The 19,699-nt window shown below is 70.6% G+C and carries 17 protein-coding genes, 1 tRNA gene and 1 riboswitch; of the genes, 7 read left to right on the top strand and 11 right to left on the bottom strand.

Translation table 11 applies throughout. The features are described from left to right. Positions 1-23: 23 nt before the first annotated feature. Positions 24-1,424, bottom strand: a complete 1,401-nt coding sequence (locus tag AB0F56_RS29485) for a cystathionine beta-synthase (protein ID WP_362014883.1) — start codon at positions 1,422-1,424, stop codon at positions 24-26. A gap of 119 nt (positions 1,425-1,543) precedes the next feature. On the opposite strand from AB0F56_RS29485, the gene AB0F56_RS29480 reads away from it, so the two are divergent. From AB0F56_RS29480 to AB0F56_RS29470, 3 genes are all read left to right on the top strand, one after another. Next, positions 1,544-2,545, top strand: a complete 1,002-nt coding sequence (locus tag AB0F56_RS29480; RefSeq protein ID WP_362015053.1) for an SGNH/GDSL hydrolase family protein — start codon at positions 1,544-1,546, stop codon at positions 2,543-2,545. 180 nt (positions 2,546-2,725) lie between these two features. Beyond that, the gene (locus tag AB0F56_RS29475; protein ID WP_362014880.1) at positions 2,726-3,946 is read left to right on the top strand and encodes an acetyl-CoA C-acetyltransferase; all 1,221 of its coding nucleotides are present in this window, start codon (positions 2,726-2,728) and stop codon (positions 3,944-3,946) included. A 258-nt stretch (positions 3,947-4,204) separates the two neighbouring features. Next, a complete protein-coding gene (locus tag AB0F56_RS29470) occupies positions 4,205-5,056 on the top strand; it encodes a hypothetical protein (RefSeq protein ID WP_362015050.1) in 852 nt (283 codons plus the stop codon). Between the two features lie 106 nt (positions 5,057-5,162). Here AB0F56_RS29470 and AB0F56_RS29465 read toward each other — a convergent pair whose 3' ends face one another. Further along, positions 5,163-5,492, bottom strand: coding sequence for a hypothetical protein (locus AB0F56_RS29465; protein WP_362014877.1), 330 nt, complete (start codon positions 5,490-5,492; stop codon positions 5,163-5,165). 100 nt (positions 5,493-5,592) lie between these two features. Between AB0F56_RS29465 and AB0F56_RS29460 the strand changes: the two genes are divergently transcribed. Together AB0F56_RS29460 and AB0F56_RS29455 are read left to right on the top strand one after the other, a co-directional pair. Further along, a complete protein-coding gene (locus AB0F56_RS29460; protein ID WP_355114563.1) occupies positions 5,593-5,823 on the top strand; it encodes a DUF4287 domain-containing protein in 231 nt (76 codons plus the stop codon). 62 nt (positions 5,824-5,885) lie between these two features. Continuing rightward, positions 5,886-6,461 carry a TetR/AcrR family transcriptional regulator gene (locus AB0F56_RS29455; RefSeq protein WP_362014874.1) on the top strand — a complete coding sequence of 192 codons (576 nt, stop codon included), beginning with the start codon at positions 5,886-5,888 and terminating at the stop codon, positions 6,459-6,461. Positions 6,462-6,521: 60 nt separating this feature from the next. Here the strand turns inward: AB0F56_RS29455 and AB0F56_RS29450 are convergent, their stop codons facing one another. Both AB0F56_RS29450 and AB0F56_RS29445 read right to left on the bottom strand, forming a co-directional pair. Then, the gene (locus AB0F56_RS29450) at positions 6,522-7,385 is read right to left on the bottom strand and encodes a Bax inhibitor-1/YccA family protein (protein WP_362014871.1); all 864 of its coding nucleotides are present in this window, start codon (positions 7,383-7,385) and stop codon (positions 6,522-6,524) included. Positions 7,386-7,789: 404 nt separating this feature from the next. Continuing rightward, positions 7,790-7,874 (bottom strand) — tRNA-Leu (locus tag AB0F56_RS29445). A gap of 412 nt (positions 7,875-8,286) precedes the next feature. Here AB0F56_RS29445 and AB0F56_RS29440 point away from each other — a divergent pair. Together AB0F56_RS29440 and AB0F56_RS29435 are read left to right on the top strand one after the other, a co-directional pair. Then, the gene (locus AB0F56_RS29440; RefSeq protein WP_362014868.1) at positions 8,287-9,057 is read left to right on the top strand and encodes an ABC transporter ATP-binding protein; all 771 of its coding nucleotides are present in this window, start codon (positions 8,287-8,289) and stop codon (positions 9,055-9,057) included. Between the two features lie 96 nt (positions 9,058-9,153). Beyond that, entirely contained in the window at positions 9,154-11,685 is a 2,532-nt protein-coding gene (locus tag AB0F56_RS29435) for an FtsX-like permease family protein (RefSeq protein ID WP_362014865.1), read from the top strand. A 70-nt stretch (positions 11,686-11,755) separates the two neighbouring features. Here AB0F56_RS29435 and AB0F56_RS29430 read toward each other — a convergent pair whose 3' ends face one another. The 7 genes from AB0F56_RS29430 to AB0F56_RS29400 form a co-directional block, all read right to left on the bottom strand. Further along, positions 11,756-13,054, bottom strand: a complete 1,299-nt coding sequence (locus tag AB0F56_RS29430; RefSeq protein ID WP_362014863.1) for a cyclopropane-fatty-acyl-phospholipid synthase family protein — start codon at positions 13,052-13,054, stop codon at positions 11,756-11,758. Positions 13,055-13,260: 206 nt separating this feature from the next. Beyond that, complete coding sequence (locus AB0F56_RS29425; protein ID WP_362014861.1) at positions 13,261-14,649, bottom strand: NAD(P)/FAD-dependent oxidoreductase; 1,389 nt, start codon at positions 14,647-14,649, stop codon at positions 13,261-13,263. A 369-nt stretch (positions 14,650-15,018) separates the two neighbouring features. After that, positions 15,019-15,933: a Ppx/GppA phosphatase family protein gene (locus AB0F56_RS29420; RefSeq protein WP_362014859.1), complete on the bottom strand. Its 915-nt coding sequence runs from the start codon at positions 15,931-15,933 to the stop codon at positions 15,019-15,021. Next, entirely contained in the window at positions 15,930-16,469 is a 540-nt protein-coding gene (locus tag AB0F56_RS29415; RefSeq protein WP_362014857.1) for a DUF501 domain-containing protein, read from the bottom strand. Before AB0F56_RS29415 ends, AB0F56_RS29420 begins: the two co-directional genes overlap by 4 nt. A gap of 145 nt (positions 16,470-16,614) precedes the next feature. After that, positions 16,615-17,079, bottom strand: a complete 465-nt coding sequence (locus AB0F56_RS29410) for a septum formation initiator family protein (RefSeq protein ID WP_362014855.1) — start codon at positions 17,077-17,079, stop codon at positions 16,615-16,617. 97 nt (positions 17,080-17,176) lie between these two features. Further along, positions 17,177-18,463 (bottom strand): phosphopyruvate hydratase, encoded by a 1,287-nt coding sequence (eno, locus tag AB0F56_RS29405; RefSeq protein WP_362014853.1) that lies wholly within the window; start codon positions 18,461-18,463, stop codon positions 17,177-17,179. A 335-nt stretch (positions 18,464-18,798) separates the two neighbouring features. Continuing rightward, positions 18,799-19,488, bottom strand: coding sequence for a transglycosylase family protein (locus AB0F56_RS29400; protein WP_362014851.1), 690 nt, complete (start codon positions 19,486-19,488; stop codon positions 18,799-18,801). 3 nt (positions 19,489-19,491) lie between these two features. Next, positions 19,492-19,668: riboswitch (cyclic di-AMP (ydaO/yuaA leader) on the bottom strand. Positions 19,669-19,699 lie beyond the last annotated feature (31 nt).

Genomic DNA, 19,699 nt, shown 5'->3' with positions numbered 1-19,699 from the left:
ACGCGGCACCCCCTCCGTAGCGACTACTTCGCGGAGCCCTTCACCCCGCCGTTCGCGAGGAAGGCGAGCAGGTCCTGGCGGCTGACGACACCCGTCGGCTTGCCCTCGACCAGCACGATCGCCGCGTCCGCGGACTCACCGAGCACGGACATCAGGTCGGCGACCGGCTCACCGGAGCCGACCTGCGGCAGCGGCGCGCTCATGTGGCGCTCCAGCGGGTCCTCCAGGGAGGCGCGCTGGGTGAAGAGGGCGTCGAGGAGCTCGCGCTCGACGACCGAGCCGACGATCTCCGCCGCCATGACGTCCGGGTGACCGGCGCCCGGCTTGACGATCGGCATCTGGGAGACGCCGTACTCGCGCAGCACCTCGATCGCCTGCCCGACCGTCTCGTCGGGGTGCATGTGGACGAGGGAGGGCAGCACGCCCTCCTTGTGCCGCAGCACGTCCGCGACGGTGGCGGAGGTGGTGTCCTCCAGGAAGCCGTAGTCGGCCATCCACTCGTCGTTGAAGATCTTCGACAGGTAGCCGCGGCCGGAGTCCGGCAGGAGCACGACCACGACGTCGTCCGGGCCCAGCTCCTTGGCGACCTCCAGCGCGGCGACGACCGCCATGCCGCAGGAGCCGCCCACCAGGAGGCCCTCCTCCTTGGCGAGGCGGCGGGTCATCTGGAAGGAGTCCTTGTCGGAGACGGCGACGATCCGGTCCGTCACGTTCCGGTCGTACGCGGTCGGCCAGAAGTCCTCGCCGACACCCTCGACCAGGTACGGCCGGCCGGAGCCGCCGGAGTAGACCGAGCCCTCGGGGTCGGCGCCGACGATGCTGACCTTGCCGCCGCTGACCTCCTTCAGGTAGTTGCCCGTGCCGGAGATGGTGCCGCCCGTGCCGACGCCCGCGACGAAGTGGGTGATCTTCCCGTCCGTCTGCTCCCAGAGCTCGGGACCGGTGGTCTCGTAGTGGGAGCGCGGGTTGTTCGGGTTGGAGTACTGGTCCGGCTTCCAGGCGCCCGGGGTCTCTCGGACGAGCCGGTCGGAGACGTTGTAGTACGAGTCGGGGTGCTCGGGGTCGACCGCGGTGGGGCAGACCACGACCTCCGCGCCGTACGCCCGCAGCACGTTGATCTTGTCCGTGGACACCTTGTCCGGGCAGACGAAGATGCACTTGTAGCCCTTCTGCTGGGCCACGATGGCGAGGCCGACGCCGGTGTTGCCCGACGTGGGCTCGACGATCGTGCCGCCGGGCTTGAGCGCGCCGCTCTCCTCCGCGGCCTCGATCATGCGCAGGGCGATGCGGTCCTTCACCGAGCCGCCGGGGTTGAAGTACTCGACCTTGGCCAGGACGGTGGCCTGGATACCTGCCGTCACATTGTTGAGCTTCACCAGCGGGGTGTTGCCGACGAGGCTGATCATCGAGTCGTGGAATTGCACCGTAATCTCCGGGGTCTCCGTAATGGTGCGTCCAGCGTATGCGTAGTCGGAGCGGGTTACGGGGCAGTTAGATCCTGAACGGCTTGAAGGAGGTGACTGCCCCCATGTCGAGGGCGAGGGTGGCACGGCGGATCGCGGCGGGCGCGGCCTACGGCGGCGGGAGCATCGGGCTGCTCGGTGTGGCGGCGGTGGGTGTGGTCCTGGCCGAGGTGCAGCTGGCGAAGCGGAACGTGGGGGGCGGGGTCGCCCCCCTGCCGCCGGGGGCGGACGGGCTGTACGGACGCTCCTTCGCGGCCTCGGAACCGGGTCCTGGCCCGCTGCGGCTGGCCCTTCTGGGTGATTCCACGGCGGCGGGCCAGGGGGTGCGCCGGGCGGGGCAGACCCCGGGGGCGCTGCTCGCCTCGGGGCTCGCGGCGGTCGCGGAGCGACCGGTGGTGCTGCGGAACGTGGCGCTGCCGGGGGCGCGCTCGGACGACCTGGAGCGCCAGGTGACGCTGCTGCTCACGGCGCCCACCGGGCCGCCCGACGTCTGCGTGATCATGATCGGCGCCAATGACGTGACGCACCGGATGCCGGCCACGGAGTCGGTGCGGCTGCTCGCGGCGGCGGTGCGGCGGCTGCGGACGGCCGGTTCGGAGGTGGTCGTGGGGACCTGCCCGGACCTGGGGACGATCGAGCCGGTGTACCAGCCGCTGCGGTGGATGGCGCGGCGGGTGTCGCGGCAGCTGGCGGCGGCGCAGACGATCGTGGTGGTCGAGCAGGGCGGGCGGACGGTGTCGCTGGGAGACCTGCTCGGCCCCGAGTTCGCGGCGAACCCCCGGGAGATGTTCGGCGCCGACAACTACCACCCGTCGGCCGAGGGGTACGCGACGGCGGCGATGGCGGTCCTGCCGACGGTGTGCGCGGTGCTCGGCGTGTGGCCGGAGACGGACCGGCTGGAGCCGGACCGCCACGAGGACATGCTGCCGGTCGCCAAGGCGGCCGCGGAGGCGGCACGGGAGGCCGGCACGGAGGTGACGGGCGCACGGGCCCCGTGGGCCCTCCTGAAGCACCGGCGGCGGAGGCGGCTGACGGCCGCGGAGGCCCCGACGCCCTCGCCGGAGGACGCGCACCGCCCGTGAGGGGGTGCGGGGACGCCCTGAGGGGATGAGGGATTGCCCTGCGAGGGCGCGGGGAATGTGGACGAATGAGCGCTCGCTTAGAAAAGAGGTCCGCATCACACCGTCAAGGCGGTGACCCGTCGCGTACGTACAGGTAACTTCCCGTTCTGTCCGCCCTCTCCGCATCCTCCTGGAGCCGTGATGCCCGAAGCCGTCATCGTCTCGACCGCCCGCTCCCCGATCGGCCGGGCCTTCAAGGGCTCCCTGAAGGACCTGCGGCCCGACGACCTCACCGCGACCATCATCCAGGCGGCACTCGCCAAGGTCCCGGAGCTAGACCCGCGCGACATCGACGACCTGATGCTGGGCTGTGGCCTCCCGGGCGGCGAGCAGGGCAACAACCTGGGCCGTATCGTCGCCGTCCAGATGGGGATGGACCACCTCCCCGGCTGTACGGTCACCCGCTACTGCTCCTCGTCGCTGCAGACCTCCCGCATGGCGCTGCACGCCATCAAGGCGGGCGAGGGCGACGTCTTCATCTCGGCCGGTGTCGAGATGGTCTCGAGCTTCGCGAAGGGCAACTCCGACTCCTGGCCCGACACGCACAACCCGCTCTTCGCCGACGCCGAGGCCCGCACGGCCGCCGTCGCCGCCTCGGAGGGCTCGAACTGGCACGACCCGCGCGAGGACGGCCTCGTCCCCGACGCGTACATCGCCATGGGCCAGACCGCCGAGAACCTGGCCCGCTGGAAGGGCATCAGCCGCCAGGAGATGGACGAGTTCGGCGTACGGTCCCAGAACCTCGCCGAGCAGGCCATCAAGAACGGCTTCTGGGAGCGCGAGATCACCCCGGTCACCACCCCCGACGGCACCGTCGTCAGCACGGACGACGGTCCGCGCGCCGGGGTCACCCTGGAGGGTGTACAGGGCCTCAAGCCGGTCTTCCGCCCCGACGGCCTGGTCACCGCCGGCAACTGCTGCCCGCTCAACGACGGCGCCGCCGCGCTCGTGATCATGTCCGACACCAAGGCCGCCGAGCTGGGCCTCACCCCGCTCGCCCGCATCGTCTCCACCGGCGTCTCGGGCCTCAGCCCCGAGATCATGGGCCTCGGCCCGGTCGAGGCCTCCAAGCAGGCCCTCAAGCGCGCCGGCCTGACCATCGGCGACATCGACCTGGCCGAGATCAACGAGGCCTTCGCCGCCCAGGTGATCCCCTCGTACCAGGACCTCGGCCTGGACCTGGACAAGGTGAACGTCAACGGTGGCGCGATCGCCGTCGGCCACCCCTTCGGCATGACCGGCGCCCGCATCACCGGCACGCTCATCAACTCCCTCCAGTTCCACGACAAGCAGTTCGGCCTGGAGACCATGTGCGTGGGCGGCGGACAGGGCATGGCGATGGTGATCGAGCGCCTCTCCTGACGGTGATCGAGCGCCTCTCCTGAGGACCCGCTCCTAACCCCGTCGCGTCCCAGCCGTGACCGAATCTCCCCCAGGATGTGACCTACGTCCTGGGGGAGAGCCATAACCGCAGGTCACCGCAGTAACGGGACTAAACACCTGGCCCAAATACCTGTCCATTTCGTGACGTAATGCACTGACAGGGGGCGCACTCCCACGGCAGGCTGATGTAGGAAGTCGGGGGATCGACTCGGAATCGGGAGTACGTCAGTGAGCGCCATGTCTCTTGCCCTGCTGGTGACCACGGCCGCCGCAACGGTTGTGGGCGCCGCCGCCCTGCGCGCTGCCCACGGTCTCCGTAAGCAGGTCGTCGCCCTGCGTGGCGAACTCGCCGCCGCGCACGGGGTGTCCGTCCCGCACGCCCGCCAGACGCCCGCCGCGGAGATACGCGCCGCGGTCGCCGAGGCGCTGGCCGAGGAGCGCGAGCGCGAGCTCGCCGAGGCGCGCGCCTTCTGGGCGGCCCAGGAGGCCCGCGACGCGGCCGACGCGCCCTCGCTGCTCGGCGGCCTGGGCGGCCCCGCAGAGGACGGCGGCCCGTTCTACGTCCCGCGCCAGGCCGACTTCGTGGGCCTGGAGGCCATGGCCCTGGAGGCGATGGAGGCCGAGGCCGCCGCGCTCGACGGCGCCGGCGCCGGTGTCGACAGCGTCCTGGAGGAGTTCCCGGAGCTGACCGAGTACGCCGAGGACTCCCCCGAGCTCGCCGCGGCCCGCCGCCGCCACCCCTCGCACCCGGACTTCGTGCCGGTCCAGACGCCCGTGGTCACCGACCACGAGCGCACGGTCTCCCGCCTTGAGGAGCTCGCCGACACGCGCACGGCGCTGACCGACGTACGCCCCGGCCCGCTCGGCACGCTCGACGTGTACGTCTTCGCCGACGGCACCACGCTCTGCATGACCCCCGGCCACCGCGAGACCGCGGAGCGCCTCGCGGACGCCCTGCGCGCGGGCCGCACGCCGGTCCTGCTCGGCGGCTCGGGCGTCTCGGGCGCATACGCCCTGACGTTCTCGTTCGGCGAGGCGGACGAGGAGAACGTGTACATCCTCGCGGACCGCGTGATCGCGTCGCACTGACGCGGGGGCGACACGGCCTTTCCGCCCCACGGGGGCGGGGGTCTAGGGCCTGTCGTTTGGATCATGCCAGGCGTCGCGGCCCCGGCCATGATCCGCCGGACAGGCCCTAGACCCCCGCCCGCGCCGCGGCCTCCCGCACCAGCCTCACGGCCTCGCCCAGTTCCCCCTCCCGGGGAACGGCCGGGGCCGTTCGTAGTGCCTCGGCCAGATCGGTTCCGGCGACCAGGAGTTGGTCGGCGACGACGAACACGCCCGCGTCCGGCATGGCCGGCCCCTCCGACTCCCCGCTCTCGATCCGGTGCGCCCGGAGCGCCAACTCCCTGGCCAGCGCGAGCCCTTCGGCGGCGGCGCCGCGCTGGAGGCGGCTCTGCGGGGCCGCCCGCAACCGGTCGGCGAACCGCTCGACGGCGGCGGTCAGTTCACTCGTATCAAGCACTCCGCGACCCTACGCGCCCGTCCGGCACTGTTGCCAACGCGCCGTCGCTCAGGCACGGTGACGGGAAGGAGCACACGGCAACACGCGTCCGGAGGCGCCGATGTCCCACGCATTCTCCGAAGAGACCCACCGCAACCTGCTCGCACGTATCCCGCACTGCACCGGTCGTGAAGTCTCCGACTGGCTTCGCACCGTCGAGGAAGGCCCCTCCCTCGTCCGCTTCGAGGAGAAGGTCAGCTGGCTCCGGGGCGAGCACGACCTCGCGTACGGCCACGCGAAGGCGATCATCCACGAGTACGACCTCCGCAGGGCGGCCCGCAGACTGCTCTGACGCACCCGCACCCGGCTAAACTGGGAGAACGCTGGTTCTCCCACGCCGGAGGTGAGCGGACGATGGACACGCGGACGGACACCGAGACCGCCGAGCTACGGCTCCTGGAAGCCGCGGAGGCGCTGTTCGACGAGCGCGGTGTCCAGGCGGTCGGCATGGACGCCATCCGCACCGCGTCCGGCGTCTCGCTCAAGCGCCTGTACCAGCTCTACCCGTCCAAGGACCACCTGGTCTGGGCGGTCCTGAACCGCCGCGACGGCGCCGTCCGGGAGGCCATCGCGGCCCACGGGGCCGCCCACGCGACGACGCCGTACGAGCGGGCTCTGGCGGTCTTCGACTACCTGGGCGAGTGGTTCGCGGACCCGGGCTTCCGGGGCTGTGCGTTCATCAACACGTTCGGGGAGATGGGCGGCATCTCCCCGGACATCACCACGATCGCGCGCGGCCACAAGCAGGCGTTGCGGGGTTACTTCGCGGAGCAGACGAGCGCGCTCGGGGCGCCGTCGGAGCTGGCCGACCAGCTGGCGCTGCTGGCCAACGGAGCGATGGCGGTGGCGGGCATCGAAGGCTCCGCGGAACCGGCGGCGAGGGCGAAGGACGCGGCGCGGGTGCTGCTGGACGCGGCGCTGAAAACCTGAGAACACGTAAGGGCCCGCCCGGCAGAAGCCGAACGGGCCCTTACGTCACTCAGCGGTGCGTCAGTCGGAGTCGCCCTGCAGGATCGACAGCAGACGCAGCATCTCCAGGTAGATCCACACCAGGGTCAGGGTGAGGCCGAAGGCCGCCAGCCAGGACTCCTCGCGCGGGGCGCCGTAGGTCACGCCGTCCTCGACCTGCTTGAAGTCCAGGGCGAGGAAGCAGGCACCGAGGATGATGCCGATGACACCGAAGAGGATGCCGAGGCCGCCGCTGCGGAAGCCCAGGCCGTCACCGGCGCCGTCGAAGAGCGAGAACAGGGCGTTGACCGCCATCAGCAGGACGAAGCCGATCGCGGCCGCGATCACGAAGCCGTAGAAGCGGCGGGTCACACGGATCCAGCGCATCTTGTACGCGATCAGCACGCCGGCGAAGACCGCCATCGTGCCGAGGACCGCCTGCGCGACCACACCGGGCGAGATGTAGGTCGAGACCGTGGCCGAGATGACGCCGAGGAAGACACCCTCGAACGCCGCGTAGGCCAGGATCAGCGCGGGCGAGGCCTTGCGCTTGAAGGACTGCACCATGGCCAGGACGAAGGCCACCAGGGCGGCGCCGATGGCGATGCCGTAGGACTTGCCGAGGTTCGCCTCGTCGACCGGCAGCAGGAACCACGCGAGGGCGGCGGTGACCACGACCGTACCGAGCGTCATGGCCGTACGGCTCACGACGTCGTCGATCGTCATCACGTCGCCGCGCGTCTGCTGCGGGGCGCCGAGCTGGGTGTCCTGCGCGTACGGGTTCGTCGCGTAGGGGTTGGTTCCGACGGCGGGGCCCCCGGCCTGCGGCTGCTGCGCGTTGAAACCGGCGTAGCCGTTGTCGCGGCTGAACCCCCGTCGCGAGAAGACCGGGTTGCTGCTCCTCATCTCACTCCTCCATGGCCGCACTGCGCGGCCTTGCGTCAAGAGTAATGCGGACGCAAAGGAATCTCTCTAGTGCTCTGGGAGGATCTTTCCGAGATCGTTAGCCGAGGCCGGGGCGCCGGCGCCGGGTCCCCGGCGTGGAGCCGCTCGACCGATCCGGTGAAGCCCGCGCGTTTCTCGCTGCGCCACACGCGCGACGTCTCGTCTCTGTACGACTCGATGCGGAGGTACGGAATCCCCGGGGTGCTCACTCAGAACCGGTCGGGCGACTGGCGCGTGGTCGATCCCGTCGACCAGCGGGACATCACTGACGCCACCCCCCGGTCGACCGCCCCGGTCGGTCGGGGCTGTCTCACGTAGGAGCCGGGAAAGCCGCCGTCCTTCGAGGAAGATCGCCTGGGAGGATGTGGTGCCCGGAACCGGACTCGAACCGGCACGGCCCGAAGGCCAGCGAGGTTTAAGCTCGCCGTGTCTGCATTCCACCATCCGGGCATGGGGCGCGGCTCCGCGTTGGCACATGAGCCTATCGGGACGCTTCGCTCGTTCAGCGGAACGATGGCCCGATGTTGTCTTATTTTATTGACGTCTGAGGGTGCGTCAGTGCAGGTGGGGCCTGTTCCGGCGAACTGTGACGCGGGTCGCGGGCGCGAAGGCCCGTACATGGGAATGACGGAAAGTCATCGCATCCGCGCCACCCGAGCGGGCAATCCCCCCGGGGGTACCCCCGCCTCGCCCCCTCTCAGGGGTGCCGTCATACCTCAGGAGGATGGGGCGGGGTCCCGGTCCGACTCCAGTCGCCCCCGGGAACGGGCATGTGGGCGGACGACCCGGGCCTCAACGCTCGACAGGATGGAGTCGTTCCCGAACAAGCACCGAACATCCCGCAGTGACAGGAGTCCGCCTCGTGACCACCACCCCCACCGTGTCCCGCGCCACCGCGGTGGCCGCCCGCGCCACGGATCTCTCGAAGGTCTACGGACAGGGCGAGACCCAGGTGGTCGCCCTGGACCGCGTCACCGTGGACTTCCGGCAGGGCGAGTTCACCGCGATCATGGGCCCCTCCGGCTCCGGCAAGTCGACCCTGATGCACTGCGTCGCCGGCCTCGACTCCTTCAGCTCCGGCTCTGTGCGCCTCGGCGACACCGAGCTCGGCACCCTGAAGGACAAGCAGCTGACCCAGCTCCGCCGGGACAAGATCGGCTTCATCTTCCAGGCCTTCAACCTGCTGCCCACGCTGACCGCCCTGGAGAACATCACGCTCCCCATGGACATCGCGGGCCGCAAGCCCGACAAGCAGTGGGTGGAGAAGGTCATCGACATGATCGGCCTCTCCGGCCGACTGAGCCACCGCCCCACCCAGCTCTCCGGCGGCCAGCAGCAGCGCGTCGCCGTGGCCCGCGCCCTCGCCTCCCGGCCCGAGATCATCTTCGGTGACGAGCCGACCGGAAACCTGGACTCGCGCTCCGGCGCCGAGGTCCTCGGCTTCCTCCGCAACTCGGTGCGCGAGCTCGGTCAGACCGTCGTCATGGTCACCCACGACCCGGTCGCCGCCTCCTACGCGGACCGCGTCATCTTCCTCGCGGACGGCCGGATCGTCGACGAGATGCTGAACCCGACGGCGGACGGCGTCCTCGACCGGATGAAGGCCTTCGACGCCAAGGGCCGCACCAGCTGACGCACCGGGGCCCGCCACGAGGCCCCGTACGTACCGCAGCCCTTAGACGTTTCCGTCCCCGGTCACCCGGGGGCGCCCACTCCAGGACACACACCCATGTTCCGTACCGCCTTGCGCAACGTGCTCGCGCACAAGGCCCGGCTGCTGATGACCGTGCTCGCCGTCATGCTCGGCGTCGCCTTCGTCTCCGGCACCCTGGTCTTCACCGACACCCTCTCCCAGGCCTTCCGCAACCAGTCCGCGAAGAGCTACGACGACGTCGCCGTCGCCGTCAACATGTACCCGCCGCCCGAAGAGGCCGCCAAGACGCCCGGTCTCTCGCAGGCCGTGCTCGACAAGGTCGGCAAGCTCGACGGCGTCGCCTCCGTCACCGGGCGCGTCGACGGCTTCGCCGGCGTGCCGGACAAGAACGGCAAGCTGATCGGCGTCGGCTGGTCCAACAAGGGCACCAACTTCGCCCCCGGCGCCGACGGCAAGGACCGGGCGTACGACTTCACCCAGGGCGCGGGCCCGCTCCAGGACAACCAGATCGCCCTGGACAAGGACACCGCGGACAAGGGCGGCTACAAGGTCGGCGACACCGTCCGCGTCGCCACCAACGGCCCGGTGAAGGAGTACACCCTCTCCGGCATCTTCACGACCGAGGACGGCGCGGTCCAGGCCGGCGGCAGCCTCGTCGTCTTCGACAACTCCGTCGCGCAGAACCTGTACGTGAAGCAGGGCTTCTACCGCGACGCCATCGTCGTCGCCAAGCCCGGCACGGACGCCGACAAGCTCCTCGACGAGGTCCTGAAGGTCGTCCCGAAGGCCGCCACCGCCCAGACCGGCCAAGCCCTCGCCGACCAGCAGGCCAAGGACATCGAGTCCGGGCTCGGCGCGCTCAAGCAGGTGCTGCTCGGCTTCGCCGGCATCGCCCTCTTCGTCGGCGTCTTCCTGATCGCCAACACCTTCACCATGCTCGTCGCCCAGCGCACCAGGGAACTCGCGCTGATGCGCGCCGTCGGTGCCTCGCGCAAGCAGATCACCCGCTCCGTCCTCGCCGAGGCCGGTCTCGTCGGTCTGGTCGCCTCCGCCGTCGGCTACGGCCTCGGCATCGCGATGGCCATCGGGCTCCGCGCCGGCATGAACGCCTTCGACCTGAAGGTGCCCGGCGGTCCGCTGGTCCTCACCGCCACCCCGCTCATCGCCGCGCTCTCCGTCGGCGTCCTGATCACCATGTTCGCCGCCTGGCTGCCCGGCCGCCGCGCCGCGAAGATCCCGCCGGTCGCCGCCATGAGCAGCGTCCACGCCGCCGCGACGACCAAGTCCCTGGTGGTCCGCAACTCCATCGGCGCCGCCATCACCGCCCTCGGCGCGGTCCTCATCGTGCTCGGCGCCGGCAAGGGCGGCGAGGACGGCCGGATGTTCATCGCGGGCGGTGCCTTCACCACCCTCATCGGTGTGATCGTCCTGATCCCGCTGCTGTCCCGCCCGGTCATCGCCCTGATCCGGCCGCTCTTCGTGGGTCTCTTCGGGGTCTCCGGCAAGCTCGCCGGTCTCAACGCGGTCCGCAACCCGCGCCGTACCGGCGCCACCGCCTCCGCCCTCGCCATCGGTCTGACCCTGGTCACCGGCCTCACCGTGCTCGGCACGACGGTCGGCGCGGCCCTGGACAAGATGACGACGGAGCAGATCCGCGCCGACTACATGATCTCCATGGCCAGCGGCCAGGGCATGAACAAGGACGCGCTCACCGCGATCGAGAAGACCCCGGGCGCCACCGCCGTCTCGCCGCAGCTGTCCGGCTGGTTCACGCTCAAGGGCAAGGACGTCTCGGCCTCCGGTGTCACCCCGGGCGACATCGAGAAGCTCATCAAGCTCAACACCGTGAAGGGCTCGCTCGGCTCCCTCCGCGAGGGCCGGATCGCGGTCGCCGAGAAGACGGCGACCAAGCAGGGCTGGAAGGTCGGGGACACGCTGCCGGTCGAGTACGGCGACAAGCAGAAGGGCAGGCTGACCGTCGGCGCGATCTTCGAGGACAGCGAGTTCGTCTCGCCGATCGTCATCGACGCGAAGATCGTCACCGCCCACGAGCAGGAGTCGTACATCCCGCAGATCTTCGTCTCGATGGACGGCGGCGCCTCCGCGGCCAACGAGAAGGCGCTCGCGAAGGCGATGGGCGACAACCCGGCCATCACCGTCATGGACCAGAAGGACATCCGTGACCTGTTCGGCGGCCAGATCAACCTGCTCCTGAACATCATGTACGGCCTGCTGGCGATGGCCCTGATCATCGCGATCCTGGGCGTCGTCAACACCCTGGCCATGTCCGTCTTCGAGCGTCAGCAGGAGATCGGCATGCTGCGGGCGATCGGTCTCGACCGGCGCCGCGTGAAGCGGATGGTCCGTCTGGAGGCCGTGGTCATCTCGCTCTTCGGCGCGGTGGTCGGCATCGGCCTCGGCTCGTTCCTCGGCTGGGCGATCGGCGAGACGTTCAAGAACAGCCTGCCGGGCTACGCCCTGGTCCTGCCCTGGGACCGGATCGGGATCTTCCTGGTCCTCGCCGGACTGGTCGGCGTCCTCGCCTCCCTCTGGCCGGCCCGCAGCGCGGCCAGGCTGAACATGCTGACCGCGATCAAGACCGAATAGCCTCGGTACGTACGGCTGAAGGGCCGGGCTCCCCCCGCGGGAGCCCGGCCCTTCGGCGTACCTACAGCTCCTACGCCTTCTCGTTCCAGACCCGCGGCCTCAGCGCCACGCCCGAGGTCCCGGAATCCGGCGTCTTCACCGCCAGGAACTGGTTCACGCCGATCCTGTTCCGCTCGAAGGAGACCGCCGACGCGGCCATGTACAGCCGCCAGATCCGCGCCCTCCCCGGTGACGTGAGCCGTACGGCGCGGTCCCAGTCGGACTCCAGGTTGGCCACCCAGCGGCGCAGCGTCAGGGCGTAGTGCTCGCGGATCGCCTCCACGTCGCGCACCTCGAAGCCGGCGTCCTCAAGGGTCGTCAGCGTGCGGCCCATCGGGGCGAGTTCGCCGTCGGGGAAGACGTACGCGTCGATGAACGGGTCCACCTCGTAGGCGGCCTCGTCCGGCTCGGGGCGGCGGGAGATCTGGTGGTTGAGCAGCCGGCCGCCGGGCTTGAGCAGGGAGTGCAGTATGTCGGCGTACTCGCGGTAGCGGACCTCGCCCACGTGCTCGGCCATGCCGATGGACGAAATCGCGTCGTACGGGCCGTCCTTGACGTCCCGGTAGTCCTGGACCCGGATCTCGATCCGGTCCGTCAGGCCCTCCTCCGCGATCCGCTTGCGGGCGAAGGCTGCCTGCTCGCGGGAGAGGGTGACGCCGACGACCTGGGCGCCGTACTCGCGGGCCGCGTGCATGGCCATGGAGCCCCAGCCGCAGCCGACGTCCAGGAGCCGGTCCCCCTCCTTCAGGCGCAGCTTGCGGGCGATCAGGTCCAGCTTGTCGCGCTGGGCGTCCTCCAGGTTCCCGCCGTCCGTCCAGTACGCGCACGAGTAGACCATCGAAGGACCGAGGACGAGCTCGTAGAAGTCGTTGCCCACGTCGTAGTGGTGGCTGATCGCCTGTTTGTCGCGGCGCTTGCTGTGCCGGGAGCCGGTGCGCCGGCGCACCTCCTCGGCGGGCGGCGCGGGCGGCGGGTAGGGCCCGGCCAGCTTGACCAGCGCGGCGGCCGCGGCGCGCAGCTTCGGGTCGCGTACGGACTCCAGGGCGCTCCTGGTCTCCTCGCCCCGGTCCCAGAAGACCCCCGCGAGCCGGTCGAGAACGGTGTAGAGGTCGCCCTCGACGTCGATCTCACCGGCCACCCACGCCCGGGCCAGGCCGAGTTCGCCGGGCTTCCACAGCAGCCGGCGCAGGGCCCGGCGGTGCCGGACGATCAGGACGGGGCCGTCCGCGGGCCCGGCTTCGGTGCCGTCCCAGGCTCGCAGCCGCACCGGGAGCGGGGCCCCCAGCAGGTCCTCCGCGAGAGTGGTCAGCCGCAAAGCGGCGTCGGCCATGGTGCACACCTCCGTGATGTCGTGCCCCAGAAATGCTCGTCACCACGTAAACACCCTCCGTAGGCGTTTTTCGTCCCGTAGGCGCGCAACGACTCGGCAAAACACCCGGGCGGAACACTCGGACGCCGCCTCGGACATGCCGAAGGGCCGTCCGCACCACGGATGGCGGACGGCCCTTACGGGACAAGCGGGTGGATCAGGTGGAACTAGGAGGCCTTGGCCTTCTCCTGGCTCGCGGCGGCGGCCGGAGCCGGGGCGGGCTTGGCGGCCTCGTAGAACTCCTCGCGCGGGGTCTCCATGGCACCGAGGGAGACGACCTCACGCTTCAGGAACATCGCGAGGGTCCAGTCGGCGAAGACGCGGATCTTGCGGTTCCAGGTCGGGACGGCCATGCCGTGGTAGCCACGGTGCATGTACCAGGCGAGCCGGCCCTTGAGCTTGATCTTCATCTTGCCCATGACGATCATCGCGACGCCCTTGTGGAGGCCGAGACCCGCCACAGCACCCTTGTTGGCGTGCGAGTAGTCCTTCTGCGGGAAGCCCCGCATGCCGGACACCACGTTGTCGCCGAGGACCTTCGCCTGACGCAGCGCGTGCTGGGCGTTCGGCGGGCACCAGGCGCGCTCGGCCGGGACGCCGGCCTTGATCGCGGCCAGGTCCGGGACCTGGGCGTTGTCGCCGGCGGCCCAGATGTAGTCGGTGCCGGTGACCTGGAGGGTCGGCTGGGCGTCCACGTGGCCGCGGGGGCCGAGCGGGAGGCCGAAGCGGGCGAGCGCCGGGTTGGGCTTGACGCCCGCGGTCCACACGATCGTGTTGGAGTCGACCTCGAGGCCGTTCTTCAGCACGACGTGACCGTCGACGCAGGAGTCCATGGAGGTCGAGAGGTAGATCTCGATGCCACGGCCCTCGAGGTGCTCCTTGCCCCAGCGGCCCAGCTCCGGGCCGACCTCGGGAAGGATCTTGTCGGCGGCGTCGACCAGGATGAAGCGCATGTCCTCGCGCTTCACGTTGGTGTAGTACTTCGCCGCGTCGCGGGCCATGTCCTCGACCTCGCCGATGGTCTCCGCGCCGGCGAAGCCGCCGCCCACGAAGACGAAGGTCAGCGCCTTGCGGCGGACCTCCTCGTTGGTCGTCGAGTCCGCCTTGTCCAGCTGCTCCAGGACGTGGTTGCGGAGGCCGATGGCCTCCTCCACGCCCTTCATGCCGATGCCCTGCTCGGCGAGGCCGGGGATCGGGAAGGTGCGGGAGACCGCGCCCATCGCGACGACCAGGTAGTCGAACGGCAGGTCGTACGCCTCGCCGACGAGCGGCGCGATCGTGGCGACCTTGCGGTCCTGGTCGATGGTGGTGACGCGACCGGTGAGCACCTCGGCTCCGCGCACGACGCGTCGCAGCGGGACGACGACGTGGCGCGGGGAGATGCTGCCTGCGGCGGCTTCGGGGAGGAAGGGCTGGTACGTCATGTACGAGCGCGGGTCGACGACCGTGACGGTCGCTTCCGCATAACGCATCTTCTTGAGGATGCGTCGTGCTGCGTACAGGCCTACGTACCCACCGCCTACTACGAGGATCCTGGGACGCTCCGTGGTGCTCATGCATCCGAGTATCCACCCCTCCCAGGGGGGTCGCTCGTGCGCCCCTTCACAAGGTTGTGGACCACCTCTGCTACACTCCGCCGCCCACGTGACCCAGGTCATGGTCGTGCAAAGGAACCACAGTGCGGGGGTGAACGTTGTTCACCCCTACTGAACTGGCCCGGAGAGGGTCCGGTAACCCCGAACCACGGGGTGCGTTCACACGATGGAAACAACGAGCGAACACGGCCCTCGACCTACGAAAGAGCCCCGACAGGGGTGTTGGAGGCCCAGTTGGCCCTCCTCGACCCCCGCCAGGGCCCTTTTCCTTGTGAAGAACTTCACGAACTTTCCCGACGCCCTGTCGCGGAAGGCGTCGGGGCGTGTCCGTTATGCCACCGAGAGTGCGATTCCGTCGAGGATGTCGTGCTCGCTGACGACGACCTCGCGGGCCCCGGTCCGCTCCATGATCTCCCGCAGGACGAGCGCCCCGGCGACGATGACGTCGACGCGTCCGGGGTGCATCACGGGGATCGCGGCGCGCTCGTCGTGGGTGGACGCGAGCAGCGTGTCGACGATCTCGGCGACCTTCTCGTACGGGATACGGGAGTGGTGGATCTTCTCGGAGTCGTACTCCTTGAGACCGAGCGCGATCGCGGCGACCGTGGTGACCGAGCCCGCGAGCCCGACCAGCGTCCCGGCCTCGCGGATCGGCACGGTCTCCTCGGCGAGGTCCAGGGCGGCCCGGATGTCGGCGCGGATCGCGGCGACCTCGTCGGCGGCCGGCGGGTCGCTGCGGACGTGGCGCTCGGTGAGGCGGACGCAGCCGATGTCGACGGAGCGGGCGGCCTCGACGTGGCTGTTGCCGACGACGAACTCGGTGGAGCCGCCGCCGATGTCCACGACGAGGTACTTCTCCGTGCCGTGCAGTTCGCCGGTGGCGCCGGTGAAGGAGAACTCGGCCTCCTGGTCGCCGGTGATCACCTCGGGCTCGACGCCCAGGATGTCCAGGACGCCGCTCACGAACTCCGCGCGGTTCTCGGCGTCGCGGGAGGCGGAGGTGGCCACGAACCGCAGCCGCTCGGCGCCCAGTTCCTTGATGACGGCCGCGTAGTCGCGGCAGGCCGCGAAGGTCCGCTCGAGCGCCTCGGGGGCGAGCCGGCCGGTCTTGTCGACGCCCTGGCCGAGGCGGACGATGGTCATCCGCCGGTCCAGCTCGATCAGCTCACCGGTCTCGGGGTCGAGGTCGGCGACGAGCAGGCGGATGGAGTTCGTACCGCAGTCGATGCCCGCGACCCGGGTCATTCGGCGGACTCCTTCTCGTCGGCGCACGGGGTGACGCACGGGCCCTTGGCCCACCACTCCGGCAGCATCGCGAGCGCCTCGTCGCCGAACGGGTTCACACCGGGCCCGGCGACCAGCGAGTGGCCGACGAGGACGTGCAGGCACTTGACCCGGTCCGGCATGCCGCCGGCGCTCGGGAAGCCCTCCAGGACCTCGATGGCGTCACGGCGGGCGATGTAGTCCTCGTGCGCGGCCCGGTAGGCGGCGGCGAGCTCCGGGTCGGTACCGAGCCGGGCCTGCATCTCCTTCATGACCCCGTTGGCCTCGAGCGTGCCGATCGCGGAGGCCGCGCGGGGGCAGGTCAGGTAGTACGTGGTGGGGAACGGGGTGCCGTCCGGGAGCCGCGGTGCGGTCTCGACGACGTCCGGGTTGCCGCAGGGGCAGCGGTGCGCGATGGCGCGCAGCCCCCGGGGCGGGCGACCGAGCTGGGCCTCGAACGCGGCGACGTCCGCCTCGGTCGGCTCGGTGCGGGCGGTCTGCGGAGGGGGCGTTTCCATGCTGCGTCTTGTCTTCTCGTCGTCGGGGGCGGTCGGGTGCGGTCGGTGGTCCATCATCTCGCGTCGTGGGAGATCGCGCCGCCGGGTCTCCCGACGCCGGAGCTCGCGCGGCCGGAGCGCGGGCCGCCGGGGTCGCGGCGCCGGGTCAGCGGCCCGCGTCGGCGCGGTCGACGCCGTCCCAGAGGTCGGAGTACCAGGGGCGCTCGGCCTCGCCCTGCTCGGTGCGGCGGGCGCGCTCGGCCTCGGGGTCGTTCACGGTGAAGCCGGTCTCGCCGGGCATCACGTAGTGCAGGTGCTCGCGGGCGAGCCGGCGCACGTACGCGGGGTCCTGGAGCCGGGCCTTCTCGTCCCGCAGCTCCTCCACGCGCGCGGCGGCCTCGGCGGCCTGGCGCTCCTGCTCGGCGATCTCGCCGCGCTGGGAGACGTACTGCCGCATCGGGTACGCGAGGGCGACGACCAGCGAGCAGACGACCAGGGCGAGGAAGGCCGCCCGGCCGGTGAGCCGGGAGCGGCGGGCCTGGCGGCGGGTCTGGGAGCGGTACACGCGGGCGGCGGTCTGCTCGCCGAGCAGCCGGATCCTGGTCGCGGTCGAGAACCGGTCCCGGGCCATTGCGCGCCTCCCCTATTACGAACGGACGTCCCCGCACACGGTACGGGACCGGGTGCGGGGACGTACGTAACCGAGAGGCCCTCCGGGGCCTTCGGGATCAGCCCTTGAAGCGCGGGAACGCGCTGCGGCCGGCGTAGACGGCCGCGTCGTCGAGGATCTCCTCGATGCGCAGGAGCTGGTTGTACTTGGCGACGCGCTCGGAGCGGGCCGGGGCGCCGGTCTTGATCTGGCCGCAGTTGGTGGCGACGGCGAGGTCGGCGATGGTGACGTCCTCGGTCTCGCCGGAGCGGTGCGACATCATGCACTTGAAGCCGTTGCGCTGGGCCAGCTCGACGGCGTCCAGGGTCTCGGTCAGCGAACCGATCTGGTTGACCTTGACGAGCAGCGCGTTGGCGGCGCCGTCCTCGATGCCGCGGGCCAGGCGCTCCGGGTTGGTGACGAACAGGTCGTCGCCGACGATCTGGACCTTGGCGCCCAGCTTGTCGGTGAGGACCTTCCAGCCGGCCCAGTCGTCCTCGAACAGCGGGTCCTCGATGGAGACCAGCGGGTACGCGGCGACGAGCTCCTCGTAGTACTCGGTCATCTCGGCGGCCGAGCGGGTCTTGCCCTCGAACGCGTACGAGCCGTCCTTGTAGAACTCGGACGCGGCGACGTCGAGCGCGAGCGCGATGTCCTTGCCCGGGACGTAGCCGGCCTGCTTGATGGCCTCCAGGATGAGGTCGAGCGCCTCGCGGTTGGAGTCCAGGTTCGGGGCGAAGCCGCCCTCGTCGCCGAGGCCGGTGGAGAGGCCCTTGGTCTTCAGGACGGACTTGAGGGTGTGGTAGACCTCCGTGCCCCAGCGCAGGGCCTCGGAGAAGGACTCCGCGCCGATCGGCGCGATCATGAACTCCTGGATGTCCACGTTGGAGTCGGCGTGCGAGCCGCCGTTCAGGATGTTCATCATCGGAACGGGCAGCAGGTGCGCGTTCGGGCCGCCGAGGTAGCGGAAGAGCGGGAGGTCGGAGGCCTCGGACGCGGCGTGCGCGACGGCGAGGGAGACGCCGAGGATGGCGTTGGCGCCGAGGGAGGCCTTGTTGTCCGTGGCGTCCAGGTCGAACATGGCCTGGTCGATGAGGCGCTGCTCGGTGGCGTCGTAGCCGACGAGCTCCGGGCCGATCTGCTCGATCACGGCGAGGACGGCCTTCTCGACGCCCTTGCCCTGGTAGCGGTTCTTGTCTCCGTCACGGAGCTCAATGGCCTCGAACGCACCGGTGGAGGCACCGGACGGAACGGCAGCACGGCCGGTGCTGCCGTCGTCGAGGCCGACCTCGACCTCGACCGTGGGGTTGCCTCGGGAGTCCAGGATTTCCCGGGCTACGACGACGTCGATGGACGGCACGAGCATCTCCTTCTGGGATGTGACGCTAGATGTGACGCTTGCGGTGCAGGGTCGCTTTGGCCTTGCGACAAGAGCCTAACCGGCTCCAGGGCTCCAGCCAGCCGGGCGCCCGCCCCCTGGGACGAAAAAGGACCCAAGGGCATGCATCTCGGGCCAAAGGGCCCCAGAACTACTCGGCGGTAACCGGCTCGGTACCGGTCGGGCGAGACGCCAACCGGTCCCGGACAGCGCGGAACCCCGGCCCGGAGCGCACGGGGGAAGAAACGCTCCGGACCGGGGTGGTCACCGCGGGAGGGTCGTAGGACCCGCGCGAGCCGCCGGACTCACACGAGCCGTCGGGCTCACTTCAGGTGAAGCTGCTGGCCCGGGTAGATCAGGTCGGCGTCCTCGACGACGTCCTTGTTGAGCTCGAAGAGCTTCGCCCAGCCGCCCTTGACGTCGTGGGCGGCGGCGATGGTGCTCAGGGTGTCGCCGGAGACGACCTTGTACTCGCCGTCGCCCTTCTTGACCTTCTTGCCGGTCGGGGTGGTGACGGTCTTCTTCGACTCGGCCTTGGGCGCGGCCTTCGGGGCGGTCCGCTGCTCGCTGCGGGTCGTCGGCTGCTCGGCCTTGCGCTCCGGCTTCGGCGCGCTCTCCTCGACGGGAGCGGCGCCGGGGGAGGCGGCCGACAGGCCCACGCCACAGCTCGGCCAGGCGCCCTTGCCCTGACCGGCGAGGACCTTCTCGGCGATGGCGATCTGCTGCGACTTGGAGGCCTGGTCGGCGCTCGCGGCGTACGCGGTGCCACCGAAGGCGGCCCAGGTGGAGCTGGAGAACTGCAGGCCGCCGTAGTAGCCGTTGCCGGTGTTGATCGACCAGTTGCCGCCGGACTCGCACTGGGCGACCTTGTCCCACTCGGAGACGGTGGCGGCCGAGGCGGTGCCGGCGCCCATCAGGGGGGCGGCGACGGCGACGCCGGCGACGCCGGCGAGGGCGACGGCGCGGGTGGCCTTGGAGGGACGACGGTGTTTGCCCTTGGCGGAAAACAGCATGGAGATTCTCCTCACCGACGCCTACGAGGTGAGCTGTCGGGTTCGGGCCGATGTGAGTTGCCCGGCCGCGCGACCTAGCGCGCGGCTTCACCCCAAGCCGTTCCTTCGGCCGTCTGTCTCAACGGCCGGGGACGGCACTTACCTTGGGTCCCCCGCTCCTGCCTACGGCGCTTGACGCGACGACTGTTCCCATCGGCCGACGGCAGGATTC

Origin of the sequence: Streptomyces sp. NPDC026092 (genome assembly GCF_040638605.1) — a bacterium.
Taxonomy (GTDB): Bacteria; Actinomycetota; Actinomycetes; order Streptomycetales; family Streptomycetaceae; genus Streptomyces.
This window is presented reverse-complemented; position numbering and strand designations above follow the sequence as displayed.